Source organism: Rhodococcus quanlei (genome assembly GCF_055231015.1).
The window spans coordinates 44,249-57,284 of the sequence record NZ_JBUYWD010000020.1; the positions used below are offsets into that span (position 1 = coordinate 44,249).

The window sequence follows — 13,036 nt, forward strand, 5'->3', positions numbered from 1 at the left end:
AGCCACTGCCCTCCCGAGACGACATCAGGGCTGCAGGTTCGCGATCCAGTCGGCATCACCGAACGCATCGATCACGGTGCCGTTGTGGACGACACTCGGCGTCGAGTTCGAGCCCGCAGCTGCGAGCGCGTCACTCGATGCCGCTGCATGGGCCGCGGCCTGCTCCATCCCGTCACCGGACTCGATGCAGGTCGCGACGTCGTCGGAGGCACCGGCGTCCTGTGCCAGCTGTGCCAGATCCTCGTTGGACGGATCCGAACTGCCACCCTCGCTTGGCTGATTAGCCTCGTCGAACAGCGCCGTATGGAAGGCGGAGTACGCGACGGCGTCACCCGAGTCGGCGACACACTTGGTGGCCGCGATGGCGCGGGTCGAATAGTCCCCACTCGCGGAAGCCGCGTCGAGGAAGTTCATGAGGTGAAAGCGCACCGCGATCGTGCCCTCGTCGACCGCTTGAGCGATCTGCTGCCCGTATCGCTGCTCGAACAGTCGGCATGCCGGGCACATCGGGTCTTCGAAGAGATCGATCGTCGTCGCGGCGTCGGGCAGACCCATCAGCACGACGCCGTTCTCCTGCGCCTGAACCTCGACCTCCGAGTTCTTCACCCCGCCGTATCCGTCGTTGAGCGGTTCACTGCGCTGGCTCTGCCAGATGACACCACCGATCACGAGGACTGCGATGACGAGGACTGCCAGCCCGCCGAGAATGTACGTCGACTTGCTGGACTCGGGCGCAGGATTGTATTTGCTCTTTGAACTCACGCGTATGCAGTCCTTCGATTCGGGTGAAACGGACAGGGTTGGGGGCTACTTTGCCATTGGCGGCTGAGGAGTCACTGAGAACGATGCCTTCGAACGCGGCCCCAACGAGAACGGTGATCGGGGAAACACGACGAGCCACGCGGCCAACGCCAGGAAACCGGCATCGCGAGCGATTTCCACCGCGTAGTCCCACGCCCCGACATCGGCAGCGCCACCGCCGCCGAAGCAGCCACAGTCGATCGACATTCCCCGTGCCCAGACGGAGATGATCACACCGATCAGCACGAGCAGTACGGCACCGGAGACCAGAGCCGTGGCGCGAACCGCCAGTCCGATCAGCAGGAGCAGTCCCAAAGCGATCTCGACGAAGGGCAGGGTATTGGCGACTGGACGCACCAGATCGTGTGGCAGCAATCGGTAGGCCTCCACCGCCACGATGGTCTGTGCGGGATCGGCCGCCTTCAACCATCCCGAGACGAGCCACACTGCGGCGAGCCCCAACCGCGCGACCAGGGTGACGATCCGTATCCACACCTGAACGAGAGTACCGGTCGTCGGGTGTCAGGTCGCCTCACTCGTGACAGCGGGGGCGCTGCGGTTGGGCACGAGCAGCCACCCGATCGTCGCGGCCAGCATCACCGCGCCCGTCACGGCGAACGCGACGCTGTAGGAGAAGTATTGGGCCAACAGACCTGCCCCCACCGGACCGAGCACGCCGCCGATGTCGGCCACCATCTGAAAGGTGGCAAGCACAGGACCGCCGCGCGACTTCGAGCCCACCACATCGGCAACCGCTGCCTGCTGAGCCGGGTTCATGATTCCCGACCCCATCCCCGCAATCGCGGAGACGACGAGAAACACGACCAGATTGTCGGTCATACCCATGGCAATGGTCGACGTTCCGCACACCACCAGCCCCGACAGGACGAAGATCTTGCGACCGTAGGTGTCGGACAGCCGGCCGGCGACCATCAGTACCAGCGCATTGCCGACCGCGAACACGGTCAGTGCCACACCCGCGACTGCGGGCTCGCGGCCCAATGCCTCGACGACGAACAGCGGCACCATCGCCACGCGAACCCCGAAGATCACAGCGCCGAATGCCAGGTTCGATCCGAGTACCGCCCGATAGACGGGATAGGCCAAGGCGTCTCGCAACGTCATGGTGGGACCCGACTCGGCGACCTCGGGCATCGCGAGATGAGAATCCCGAAGACTCACGAACACCACCGCCGCCGCAATCAGCAGGGCGATGGCATAGATGACGAACGGAACGCGCAGTCCGAACCCGACGAGCAAACCGCCGACGAGCGGACCGGAAATCGAGCCCATCAGGAAGCTGGTGGCATAGAGCCCGGACACTCGTCCGCGACGGTCAGGTGGCGCCATCCGGATGACGAGTCCCATCGCGGAGACGGTGAACATCGTCGAGCCGATCCCGCCGAGTCCGCGAAAGATCAGCAGCTGCCAGTAACTCGCGGCCACCGCACATGCCCCCGTCGATGCGGCGACGATCAGCAAGCCCGTGATGTAGACGGGCCGCTCCCCCAGCCGCTGCACGAGGCCGCCGCTCACGGGGGCGAACGCCAGCCGCATGAACGCGAACGACGAGATCACGACGGTGGCAGCGGTGACACTGACGTCGAAGCTGCGTGCGTATTGCGGGAGGGCAGGAGCGACCAGGCCGAAACCGAGAGCGATGACGAAACTGGCCGAGACCAGAACCCAGATCTCCTTGGGCAGCCTGTCTGTTGGTGTAGTCATATTCGGGACCGATGCTAGCCGGAGCGTGACCGGACGCTATCCCAGGACGCCGGTCACCAACTCTTGCGCCGCCTGTTGCACCTGCGCCAGATGGTCTGGTCCCTGGAACGATTCGGCGTAGATCTTGTAGACGTCCTCGGTGCCGGAGGGCCTTGCCGCGAACCACGCGTTCTCGGTGGTCACCTTCAGTCCGCCGAGTGGTGCCCCGTTCCCAGGCGCGTGGGTGAGAACCGCGGTGATCGGTTCACCGGCAAGGTCGGTGGCGACGACCTGATCGGCGGACAACTTCGCGAGCACCGCCTTCTGCGCGGGCGATGCGGGTGCGTCGATCCGCGCGTAGGCGGGATCACCGAACTGTTCAGCCAGCTTCCGGTACCGGACGGACGGAGTCTTCCCGGTCACCGCAGTGATCTCGGCGGCCAGCAACGCGGCGATGATGCCGTCCTTGTCGGTGGTCCAGGCTCCCCCTTCGCGCCGCAGGAAGGACGCACCGGCGCTCTCCTCGCCGCCGAACCCGACGGACCCGTCGAGTAGTCCGGGTACGAACCATTTGAATCCCACCGGCACCTCGACCAGACTGCGGCCGAGTCCCGCGACGACCCGGTCGATCATCGACGAGCTGACCAACGTCTTGCCGACACCGGTCCCCGATCCCCACCCTTCGCGATGTGTGAAGAGGTAGTCGATGGCCACTGCCAGATAGTGATTCGGATTCATCAGACCGCCGTCGGGGGTGACGATTCCGTGCCGATCGGCGTCCGCATCGTTGCCGGTGGCAATGTCGAAGCGATCGCGTGAGCCGATCAGCGACGCCATGGCGTGAGGCGACGAACAATCCATTCGGATCTTGCCGTCGGTGTCCAGGGTCATGAACCGCCACGTCGCGTCGACGTATGGGTTCACCACCTCGAGGTCGAGTCGGTGGGTCTCGGCGATGGCACCCCAGTAGTCGACGCTCGCACCTCCCAAGGGGTCCGCGCCGATGCGGATGCGCTCGCTGCGAATCGCGTCGAGATCCACGACGCTCGGGAGATCGTCGACGTAGAAACGGAGGTAGTCATACCGTTCGGCACGCGCCAGGGCCCGCTCGAGTGGGATGCGCTCGACTCCGGAAAGGTTCGCTCGCAGTAGTTCGTTCGCCCGGTTCGCGATGACCGTCGTCGCGTCGGAGTCCGCGGGCCCGCCGTGCGGCGGGTTGTACTTGAATCCGCCGTCTCGGGGCGGATTGTGCGAAGGTGTGACGACGATTCCGTCTGCTCGCGACGCCGGGGCCGTTCCGTTGTAGCGCAGAATTGCGTGACTCACCGCCGGGGTCGGCGTGTACCGATCACGCGAATCGACCAGTACGTTCACACCGTTGGCTGTCAGAACCTCGAGCGCCGACACCCAGGCCGGCTCCGACAGCGCATGGGTGTCACGTCCCAGAAACAGCGGACCGTCGGTGCCCTGCGATGCCCGGTACTCCACGATTGCTTGAGTGGTCGCGAGAATGTGGGCCTCGTTGAAAGCGTCGTCGAGGCTCGATCCGCGGTGCCCGGATGTGCCGAACGCCACCTGGTGCAACGGATTCTCCGGGTCGGGCACACGGCTGTAGTACGCAGTCACCAGATGGGCGACGTCCACCAGATCTGCGGGTAGTGCCAGCTGCCCGGCACGTTCGTGCGCCACGAAACCTCCTGGTGGGTTCATCTGCGGAGTTGTTCTTCCCACCTATCCTGCCCTGTGCGGCCACCACGGTCATGTCGACAGGTGAAATCCTGCCCATGCGAGAAAGAGACCGGCTACGAGGCTGGCGGCGACATACAAGACAGAGAAGGCCGGTCGGCGCATTCGTTCGGTTGCCACCGCCTCGACCGCAAATGTGGAGTAGGTGGTGAGACCGCCGCAGAACCCGGTTCCCAGCAACGCGAACATCGCGGGCGTCAGTGCCGCGCCCGACAACCAGCCCAGAATGAAGCAACCCACCAGGTTCACCAAGAAGGTCGGCAGTGGAAAGTTGGGGTGAGAACAGATGCACCGGCCCATCAGGTAGCGGACCCCTGCCCCGATCCCCCCGCCGAGCGCCACGAGTACGACGTTCATCGTGCACCTCGCCGCAGGTGCATCGCGTCACCGACAGCGATACCGGCTCGCGCAGCCAACAGTGCTGGAACGAGAGTGCCCAGGACGTAGGCAGCTGCCACGACCGCACTCGACTCCACCGCGTCGACCGCGAACGTGGAAAACGTGGTGAATCCGCCCAGGACACCGGTGCCGAGAAACAACCGCCACAGCCGGTCCGTCCCGAAAAACGTCACCACCACCCCGAGTAGCAGCGAACCCAGCACGTTCACGACCGCGATCGTCCATATTCCGGCGAACAGCTCTGACAGACCGAAGCGGGCAGACGCGCCCACAGCGCCGCCGGCGACGACCACGGCCAGCGGCTTCGCACCTGTCACCGGGCCAGCCTAATAGAGGAAAACGGGCCGGGAACCTCGAAAGGTCTCCGGCCCGTCTCGTGGAGCTGCCGGGAATTGAACCCGGGTCCTCCGCAGCAAAGCTAGGGCTTCTCCGTGTGCAGTTTGCTATGTCTCTACTTGAATCTCCCGGTCTCGCAAACAAGCCAGGATGACGATCCCAGTCGCTGTTGGATGTCCCATCCGACTCCGCGACCGAGTCGGTAGGTAAAGCCCTCTAGCTGATGCCAGTACCCGGGCCGAGGGCGAACCCGGACTGACAGACACGCGGTCGCTACTTAGGCAGCGAGGGCGTAGTCGCGCTGATTGGAATCGGCGCTTAATTGGTTGCAGCGACGCTTAACGGTGGTCTCTTGCCTGCACCGACACGCTTCCCCTACCTCAACGTACGCAGTCGAAACCGTTCAGCCCCGTACGTCCCCACGAACTTCGTGGGGTCACCAAGTGTAACGCGTGAGGCTGCCAGTTTCATCCGAGTATTCGGCCCGCGTCCACTGCGCGGGTGACTTCTTCCTCGATCAGGTCCATATTGATCGCCACGGCCGCCTGATATCCGGCCGACGCCGACACGATGACCTGCGACTTCGGGTCCACGACATTGCCGGCCGCCCACACACCGGCGACACTCGTCGCACCCGTGGCGTCGACAGCGACGAACGGGCCGAACGGTGTGTCGGTCGTCTCCGCACCGAAGTCCCGCAGAATTCGGTCCCGCGGCACCGGCGTGATCGCGCCACCGACGAATACTGCGCGCCGAGGGGTGACGGTGCCGTCGGCCAGCCGCACCCCGGTGAGTTCGTCGTGCTCGACCACCAGCGCGGCCACCTTGCCGGACACGATTCGCACGTTCATCGCTTCCAGCTTCTCGCGGTCGTCCGGTTCGATGCTGTCGTCGGTGTGGGTGAACAGCACGACGTCGTCGGTCCACTGACGCAGCATCAACGCTTGGTGGACGCCGAAGAAGGCGGTTTCGGCGATGACGCCGAGGGGCTGATCGCGCACCTCGTAGCCGTGGCAGTACGGGCAGTGCAGAACATCCTTGGCCCAACGTTGCGCGAAGCCCTCGATGTCGGGGAATGTGTCGGCGATACCGGTGGCCACGAGGAGTCGGCGTGCGACCACTGCCCGACCGTCGCCGAGGGTCAGTTCGAATCCATCGGCGCTGCGAGCCGCGCCGGTCACCGTACCGTCGGTGACAACGACACCGAACCGCTCCACTTCCGCCCGCCCCATCGAAAGCAGGTCGGTGGGCGCGGCGCCGTCTCGTGTCAGGAAGCCGCGAAGGTGTCCCGCGGGCGCGTTCCGCGGCTCTCCCGCATCGATCACCATCACCGAGCGCCTGGCCTGCGCCAGAACGAGTGCTGCGTTCAGTCCGGCCGCACCGCCGCCGACTATTGCTACGTCACAGGTCTGTTGGGTCATGCTCCCACTGTTCGCGATCGCGCGAATGGTGGCAACTTTGTTTGCGGTTTTGGCAAACTTGGGTCATGGACGACGTTATTGCCGGGGTCGGCCCCCGACTCAAAGCGCTCCGTACCGAACGGGATCTCACCCTGTCCGCGCTTGCGGAGACCACCGGTATATCGGTCAGCACTCTCTCACGCCTCGAGTCAGGAAGACGGCGGGCGAGCCTCGAACTCCTCCTACCCATCTCCGAGGCATACCGCATCCCACTCGACGACCTGGTACGAGAACCGACACGGGATCCTCGGATTCGACAGGTGCGACACCAGAGCGGCCGAGTGACGTCGATCCCACTGACAGGACAACCCGGAAACCTTCAGGCGTACAAGATGATCATCGAGCCCGATCAGGATCAGGTACCCGAACAACGCACGCACGACGGATACGAGTGGTTCTACGTCCTGGCCGGGCGGGTACGCCTACTCCTCGGGTCGCAGGATCTCGTCCTCGCCGCCGGCGAGGCCGTCGAGTTCGACACCAGAAATCCGCACTGGTTCGGCGCCGCGGGCGACGAACCGGCAGAATTGCTCAGCCTGTTCGGAAAGCAGGGCGAGCGAATCCACCTGCGTACGTGAGGCTCAGCTGGCAACCGCAATCATGCCGACCGACGCGAGTGCCAACAACATTCCCGCCTGCTGAATGCGGCTCACTCGTTCTCCCAACATCACCATGGCGAGCAGTACCGTCGCTGCTGGGTAGAGAGAACCGATCACGCTGACAAGCGACAGCAGACCGTCCCGGAACGCGTAGAGCATGGCCACATTCGCGATCACGTCGAGCACGCTGACGTAGACGGCCAGCTTCAACGGCTCACCCCGGGGCGGCGAGAATTGCCGAGCGGCCAAGGCGGCGATCCAGACGACGGCTGTGGCGGATGCGCGCGACAACACCAACGGCCAGAGACCGCCTTCTCCGTCGATGCGGTGCAGGCAGACGAACGCGAGGGCGAAAGCCACACCCGAACCAACGGTCAGCAGCGCGACCTTCTTCGTGAACCGCATGTCGCGCCCGCCGGATATCTCCCCCACGGTCTCGTCCGGTGATTCGCGACTGACCAGCACCACGGCCACCAAGGCGACCACGACCCCCAGGTACGCGATCACACCGGGTCGTTCACCGAGTCCCGCACCGATCAACACCGGAATCCCCGCCACGAGTACGGCTGTGAGCGGTGACACCACCGCCATCGGACCCGCCGCGAGCGCGAGATAGAACCACCACACGGCCATACCGCCGGCAACCCCGGACAACGCACCCCAGATCATCGACGACGTGGTGAGCGAACCCGAGACGAACGGGGCGATCATCAGCACGATCAACACCGACAGCGGATACGACACCACCACGACGCGAAGCGCCGCCACGCGCCGTGAGGCGACCCCGCCGACGAAATCACTGACCCCATAGCCGATGGCGGCCAGCAGGGCGAGGAGAACGGGCGTCAGCGCATGCCCTTCACCCGTCGTCCGAGTTCGGCGGTCACCTCACGCTCGGCGGTGCGGCGGGCCAGATCGCGGCGCTTGTCGTAGTCCTGCTTACCCTTCGCGAGCGCCAACTCCACCTTGACCTTGCCGTCGGAGAAGTACATCGACAACGGCACCAGTGTCTGGTTGCCCTCGCGAGTCTTGCCGACGAGGTGCTCGATCTCCCTCTTGTGCAGCAACAATTTCCGCGTTCGCCGCGGAGTGTGATTGGTCCACGTTCCCTGCGTGTACTCCGGGATGTGCAACCCACGCAGCCACACTTCGCCGTCGTCGACGGTGGCGAAGGCGTCGACCAATGACGCTTTGCCCTCGCGCAGACTCTTCACCTCGGTACCGACGAGGGCGATACCCGCCTCGTAGGTGTCGATGATGGCGTAGTTGTGGCGCGCCTTGCGGTTGGTCGCGATGACCTTGCGGCCCTTTTCTTTCACGTTCCGGGCCTTTCAGTCCGCGTTTCGATCACGTGCAGTGCCCCGAGTGGAGCTACCAAGAAGCATAGGAGATCGGGCAAGCCGTTTATTCCCGCACGTACAGGCGCAGCGTCACGTATGCGGTGGCGGCCGCCATGCCCACACCCACCAGAATCAACCAGGGCGACACGAACAGAACATCGCTGTTGGAGATGCGCGCCACGATATTGGCTTCGTAGACGTCCGCAAGTACATCGTCGATGAACATGTTCTTCGCGGTGAACAGGCCAGCTATCGCGAGGCCCGCACCGACCAACGCGGCCGCCACCGCCTCGAGGAGGAACGGAAGCTGCGTGTACCAGCGGGTCGCACCCACGAGACGCATGATCCCTACTTCGGTACGACGCGTGAACGCGGCGATCTGCACCATGTTCGCGATCAGAAGGACCGCAGCAATTGCCTGCACGATCGCAATCGCGAACGCCGCGTTGCGGACACCACTGAGGACGCTGAAGAGCCGTTCCACCAGCTCACGCTGATTGAGGACGCTCTCGACGCCGGGACGCGCAGCGAATTGCTCGTTGATGACACCGAACCGTTCCGGGTCACTCAACTTCACCTTGAACGAAGCGGGGAAGGTATCCGGACTCACGAGTGCCGCGAGTTCGGGCTGGTCCTTGAAGACACGTTCGGTGGCATCCTTGACCGCATCTTCACGGTTGAGGTACTCGACGGATACGACCGCGGGAGTGTTGTCGAGATCGGAACGAATCCCCTTACAGATGTCACCGTCGCAGCCCGGGTCGGTTGTCGAGATGGCGTCGGTGAGGAAGATCTGTACCTCCACACGGTCGAGGAAGATCTGTTGTGTCTTACCGGCCATCTGCACCACCAGAAGACCGCTGCCGAACAAGCCGAGAGAAATCGCCGTGGTCAGGACCATGGCGACCGTCATGGTGATGTTGCGGCGCAGGCCGGTGAGAACCTCGCTGAAAATGAAACTGGCGCGCATCGGAAAAATCGAATCCTTCGTGGGAGGGCGTACGCGATCGCGGCAAAGACGTTCGCGGGCGGTGGCTGACTGGAACGGCTATCTGCCGACGCCGTACACACCCCGCGCTTCGTCACGCACCACGTGGCCGAGGTCCAGTTCGACGACCCGCCGTCGCATCGAGTCGACGATGTGATGGTCGTGCGTGGCCATGACCACGGTGGTTCCGGTGCGATTGATCCGTTCGAGTAGCAGCATGATGTCCTGGCTCGTGTCGGGGTCCAGGTTTCCCGTCGGCTCGTCGCACAGCAGGACCAGCGGACGGTTCACGAATGCGCGGGCGATGGCCACGCGCTGCTGTTCACCGCCGGAGAGTTCGTTGGGCAGTCGATCCGCCTTGCCCGACAGGCCGACGAGGTCGAGGACCTCGGGGACGGTGCGCGTGATCATCGAACGGGGTTTGCCGATCACTTCGAGCGCGAAGGCTACGTTCTCGGACACCGACTTCTGCTGTAGCAGCCGGAAGTCCTGGAACACGCAGCCCATGCTCTGCCTCAGCTTGGGCACCCGGCGAGCCGAAAGCTTGTTCACATGGAACTTCGAGATGTGAATGTCACCGGAGGTGGGCGACTCCTCCTTCAGGAGCAGTCGCATGAACGTCGACTTGCCGGAACCGGACGGCCCGATGAGGAAAACGAATTCGCCCTTGTCGACCTCGACGCTCACCTTGTCCAACGCAGGCCTGGTGGACGTCTTGTACGACTTCGACACATTCTCGACGCTGATCACGGGGAGCCAGTCTAGCCGGACGGCGCAAGGTGAACCTCGGTGCGCGTGTTATGCCTGATTCTCACGCATGCGCCAACGAATTCCCGACTCGAGGAACCCGTCGATGTCGCCGTCGAGCACGGTGGACGGGTTGTTGACCTCGTACTCGGTACGCAGGTCCTTCACCATCTGGTACGGGTGCAGGACGTACGAACGCATCTGGTTACCCCAGGAGTTGCCGCCGTCGCCCTTGAGTGCGTCCATCTCGGCGCGCTCTTCCTGACGCTTGCGCTCGAGCAGTTTCGCCTGCAACACCCGCATCGCCGATACCTTGTTCTGTAGCTGCGACTTCTCGTTCTGACAGGTCACGACGATTCCCGTGGGCACGTGAGTCAACCGGACAGCCGAGTCCGTCGTGTTGACGGACTGACCACCCGGACCGGACGAGCGGTACACGTCGACCCGGACGTCGTTTTCGTTGACGTCGATGTGGTCGGTGGTTTCGACCACGGGGAGAACCTCGACCTCGGCGAAGGAGGTCTGGCGGCGGCCCTGGTTGTCGAACGGACTGATGCGCACCAACCGGTGCGTGCCCATCTCCACCGACAGCGTGCCGTACGAGTAGGGAGCCTTGATCGCGAAGGTGGCGCTCTTGATGCCGGCTTCTTCCGCGTATGACGTGTCGTACACCTCCACGCCGTAGTCGTGCTTCTCCGCCCAGCGGATGTACATGCGCATGAGCATCTCGGCCCAGTCCGCAGCATCGACGCCGCCGGCGCCGGAACGAATGTTGACCAGCGCATCACGCTCGTCGTATTCGCCCGACAGCATGGTCTTCACTTCCTGTGCCGCGATGTCGGTGCGCAACGACGCACGCTCTTCGTCTGCCTCGGCGAGTGCCTCGGCGCCTTCGTCCTCCTCCGCCAGTTCGTACAGCAGCGGCAGATCGTCGAGGCGCTGACGCAGTTCTTCGACGCGCCGCAGCTCGGCTTGCGAGTACGACAGCGTGCTGGTGACCTTCTGCGCGTGTTCCTGGTCGTTCCACAGATCGGGGTCTGCGGCCTGGTGTTCGAGCTCGTCGATACGTCGACGCAACTCCTCTACGTCCACCACCGATTCGACGGTGCGGAGGGTGGTGTCGAGGTCACTCAGATCTGCGGATACGTCAGGTTGCACGTATCCGAGGCTACCGGGTGGGCCTCGTGCCACCATCACCCGTCACGCTCGGTCGACGGCGATCGCGGTGGTATCCAGGTAAACTCCGGCGTCGTGACCGATCTCGCGGATGACCTTCGACTTGCACTTCGCATCGCCGACGAGGCCGACGCCCTCACCACGGCCCGATTCGGGGCGCTGGACCTGAAGGTGGATTCCAAGCCCGATCTCACCCCGGTGTCCGATGCCGACTTGGCGGTCGAACGCACCGCACGCGGGATACTCGAGAAGGAACGTCCGCGGGACGCCGTGCTCGGCGAGGAGTTCGGTGGGCACCCGACTTTCGTGGGCCGTCAGTGGGTGATCGACCCGATCGACGGCACCAAGAACTTCGTTCGCGGTGTGCCGGTGTGGTCGACGTTGATCGCGCTCCTCGAGCACGGAGTGCCGGTCGTGGGCGTCGTCAGCGCCCCTGCGTTGTCGCGCCGATGGTGGGCCTCCGAGGGAAGCGGGGCGTGGGCGAGCGTCGGTGGAGGAGAAGCGAGGAATCTGAGTGTGTCGGCCGTCGGCGAGCTCGGTTCGTCGAGCCTGAGCTTCTCAAGTCTGTCCGGATGGAAGGACCGCGGCATCCGCGACCGTTTCCTGGACCTGACCGACGACGTGTGGCGCGTGCGCGGGTACGGCGACTTCTATTCCTATTGCCTGCTCGCGGAAGGCAGTGTCGACATCGCCGCCGAACCCGAGGTGTCACTGTGGGACCTGGCTCCGCTCGACATTCTCGTCCGGGAGGCGGGTGGACAGTTCACCGACCTCGAGGGCAGAAACGGTCCACACGGTGGAAGCGCCGTCGCCACCAACGGACTCCTGCACGACGCCGTGACCGCGCGCCTGCGCTGACCGTTCACCGGCTCCGCGACGGATGGACGCCGGATCAGAGGACGAGCGCCGCAACGATAGCGAGTGCGGGGAGGATTCCCTGCAAGAACGCCGCTCGCAGGTAGCCCTTGCCCGTCGAGGCCAGGACGAGGGCTGCGCCCACGATGGTCAGGCAACAGAACACGACGATCGCATGCCCGGCCGATCCGCCCATGATCAGACCGGCGAACAGCCCCACCGCAAGAAACAGATTGTAAAAGCCTTGATTGAAGGCGAGTGGACGGGAAACGTCAGCGTCTGCCTGCGATTTCACTCCGAACCGCGACCACACGTCGGGGCGCGTCCACAGGATGCTCTCCATTGCGAAGATCCAGACATGCAGAACGGCCGTGAATGTTGCGAGTACCAGCGAGATCACAGGCATAGGACGAATCTGTCACATCGCCGAACGGATTTCGCGGGAATGGGAAACGGGGAACGCTGATCTGGCGGCTACCTTCGTGCATGGACACCCCCTCCAGTCCCCCTCGATGATCGAAACACGGTCCGGGGAGAGAACGAGGCGGTCAGGACGTCACCTCGGACGTGAAGTAGACGACCGCACCTGCAGCCAGCACAAGGTAGGACGCAGGGAAGGCGATGTTGTAGAGAACAGACGCCCGGATGTGGGCAGCAACCGCACCCACATAGAACATGACCAGCCCGACTGCGGCCGCGAGGCCAACAGTCGCCATTCCGGCCAGACCGAGCACCAATCCGAAAGCCCCTGCACCCTTCATCGCGGCGAGGTACGGCAATACGTCGGGCCGCAGTCCGACCTCAGCCGAGTTCGCCAGGACGAACTCGGCCTTGGCCAGGTCCGCTGCGACGATGAAGAGGTTGGCGACGACACACATGACGGTG

16 protein-coding genes and 1 other RNA gene are annotated in these 13,036 nt (G+C 64.2%); 2 read left to right on the forward strand and 15 right to left on the reverse strand.

What is annotated here, in order from left to right; genetic code table 11:
* Positions 1-24 precede the first annotated feature (24 nt).
* From ACZI8Q_RS14955 to ACZI8Q_RS14990, 8 genes are all read right to left on the reverse strand, one after another.
* The gene (locus ACZI8Q_RS14955; protein ID WP_463374340.1) at positions 25-762 is read right to left on the reverse strand and encodes a DsbA family protein; all 738 of its coding nucleotides are present in this window, start codon (positions 760-762) and stop codon (positions 25-27) included.
* Between the two features lie 45 nt (positions 763-807).
* Complete coding sequence (locus ACZI8Q_RS14960; protein WP_463374341.1) at positions 808-1,296, reverse strand: MauE/DoxX family redox-associated membrane protein; 489 nt, start codon at positions 1,294-1,296, stop codon at positions 808-810.
* Between the two features lie 27 nt (positions 1,297-1,323).
* Positions 1,324-2,526 carry an MFS transporter gene (locus ACZI8Q_RS14965; RefSeq protein WP_463374342.1) on the reverse strand — a complete coding sequence of 401 codons (1,203 nt, stop codon included), beginning with the start codon at positions 2,524-2,526 and terminating at the stop codon, positions 1,324-1,326.
* Between the two features lie 36 nt (positions 2,527-2,562).
* Positions 2,563-4,194, reverse strand: coding sequence for a phosphoglucomutase (alpha-D-glucose-1,6-bisphosphate-dependent) (gene pgm / locus ACZI8Q_RS14970; RefSeq protein WP_463374343.1), 1,632 nt, complete (start codon positions 4,192-4,194; stop codon positions 2,563-2,565).
* 69 nt (positions 4,195-4,263) lie between these two features.
* On the reverse strand, positions 4,264-4,608 hold the full coding sequence (gene crcB, locus ACZI8Q_RS14975) for a fluoride efflux transporter CrcB (RefSeq protein WP_463374344.1): 345 nt from the start codon (positions 4,606-4,608) through the stop codon (positions 4,264-4,266).
* Positions 4,605-4,967 (reverse strand): fluoride efflux transporter FluC, encoded by a 363-nt coding sequence (locus ACZI8Q_RS14980; protein ID WP_463374345.1) that lies wholly within the window; start codon positions 4,965-4,967, stop codon positions 4,605-4,607. The genes crcB and ACZI8Q_RS14980 overlap by 4 nt, the downstream gene beginning before the upstream one ends.
* Positions 4,968-5,024: 57 nt before the next feature.
* Positions 5,025-5,397: a transfer-messenger RNA gene (gene ssrA / locus ACZI8Q_RS14985) on the reverse strand.
* 56 nt (positions 5,398-5,453) lie between these two features.
* Positions 5,454-6,407, reverse strand: a complete 954-nt coding sequence (locus tag ACZI8Q_RS14990; protein ID WP_463374346.1) for an NAD(P)/FAD-dependent oxidoreductase — start codon at positions 6,405-6,407, stop codon at positions 5,454-5,456.
* Between the two features lie 65 nt (positions 6,408-6,472).
* Between ACZI8Q_RS14990 and ACZI8Q_RS14995 the strand changes: the two genes are divergently transcribed.
* Positions 6,473-7,024, forward strand: coding sequence for a helix-turn-helix domain-containing protein (locus tag ACZI8Q_RS14995; RefSeq protein WP_463374347.1), 552 nt, complete (start codon positions 6,473-6,475; stop codon positions 7,022-7,024).
* Positions 7,025-7,027: 3 nt separating this feature from the next.
* Here the strand turns inward: ACZI8Q_RS14995 and ACZI8Q_RS15000 are convergent, their stop codons facing one another.
* The 5 genes from ACZI8Q_RS15000 to prfB form a co-directional block, all read right to left on the reverse strand.
* Positions 7,028-7,894, reverse strand: coding sequence for an EamA family transporter (locus ACZI8Q_RS15000; RefSeq protein WP_463374392.1), 867 nt, complete (start codon positions 7,892-7,894; stop codon positions 7,028-7,030).
* Entirely contained in the window at positions 7,891-8,364 is a 474-nt protein-coding gene (smpB, locus tag ACZI8Q_RS15005; RefSeq protein WP_463374348.1) for an SsrA-binding protein SmpB, read from the reverse strand. The genes ACZI8Q_RS15000 and smpB overlap by 4 nt, the downstream gene beginning before the upstream one ends.
* Positions 8,365-8,449: 85 nt before the next feature.
* The gene (gene ftsX, locus ACZI8Q_RS15010; RefSeq protein WP_463374349.1) at positions 8,450-9,355 is read right to left on the reverse strand and encodes a permease-like cell division protein FtsX; all 906 of its coding nucleotides are present in this window, start codon (positions 9,353-9,355) and stop codon (positions 8,450-8,452) included.
* A gap of 78 nt (positions 9,356-9,433) precedes the next feature.
* Positions 9,434-10,123, reverse strand: coding sequence for a cell division ATP-binding protein FtsE (gene ftsE, locus ACZI8Q_RS15015; RefSeq protein ID WP_463374350.1), 690 nt, complete (start codon positions 10,121-10,123; stop codon positions 9,434-9,436).
* A 48-nt stretch (positions 10,124-10,171) separates the two neighbouring features.
* A complete protein-coding gene (prfB, locus tag ACZI8Q_RS15020; protein WP_463374351.1) occupies positions 10,172-11,278 on the reverse strand; it encodes a peptide chain release factor 2 in 1,107 nt (368 codons plus the stop codon).
* A gap of 93 nt (positions 11,279-11,371) precedes the next feature.
* Between prfB and hisN the strand changes: the two genes are divergently transcribed.
* Positions 11,372-12,154 (forward strand): histidinol-phosphatase, encoded by a 783-nt coding sequence (gene hisN / locus ACZI8Q_RS15025; protein WP_463374352.1) that lies wholly within the window; start codon positions 11,372-11,374, stop codon positions 12,152-12,154.
* 34 nt (positions 12,155-12,188) lie between these two features.
* Here hisN and ACZI8Q_RS15030 read toward each other — a convergent pair whose 3' ends face one another.
* On the reverse strand, positions 12,189-12,557 hold the full coding sequence (locus ACZI8Q_RS15030) for a DUF1304 domain-containing protein (protein ID WP_463374353.1): 369 nt from the start codon (positions 12,555-12,557) through the stop codon (positions 12,189-12,191).
* A gap of 142 nt (positions 12,558-12,699) precedes the next feature.
* A complete protein-coding gene (locus ACZI8Q_RS15035) occupies positions 12,700-13,029 on the reverse strand; it encodes a DoxX family protein (RefSeq protein ID WP_463374393.1) in 330 nt (109 codons plus the stop codon).
* Between the last annotated feature and the right edge of the window lie 7 nt (positions 13,030-13,036).

Excerpts from the sequence above, each read along its gene's own strand:
- ACZI8Q_RS15030 (WP_463374353.1), bottom strand. The coding sequence starts at position 12,557 with ATGCCTGTGATCTCGCTGGTACTCGCAACATTCACGGCCGTTCTGCAT.
- ftsX (WP_463374349.1), bottom strand. The coding sequence starts at position 9,355 with ATGCGCGCCAGTTTCATTTTCAGCGAGGTTCTCACCGGCCTGCGCCGC.
- ACZI8Q_RS15035 (WP_463374393.1), bottom strand. The coding sequence starts at position 13,029 with ATGTGTGTCGTCGCCAACCTCTTCATCGTCGCAGCGGACCTGGCCAAG.
- ACZI8Q_RS14990 (WP_463374346.1), bottom strand. The coding sequence starts at position 6,407 with ATGACCCAACAGACCTGTGACGTAGCAATAGTCGGCGGCGGTGCGGCC.
- ACZI8Q_RS14995 (WP_463374347.1), top strand. The coding sequence starts at position 6,473 with ATGGACGACGTTATTGCCGGGGTCGGCCCCCGACTCAAAGCGCTCCGT.
- ACZI8Q_RS14965 (WP_463374342.1), bottom strand. The coding sequence starts at position 2,526 with ATGACTACACCAACAGACAGGCTGCCCAAGGAGATCTGGGTTCTGGTC.
- crcB (WP_463374344.1), bottom strand. The coding sequence starts at position 4,608 with ATGAACGTCGTACTCGTGGCGCTCGGCGGGGGGATCGGGGCAGGGGTC.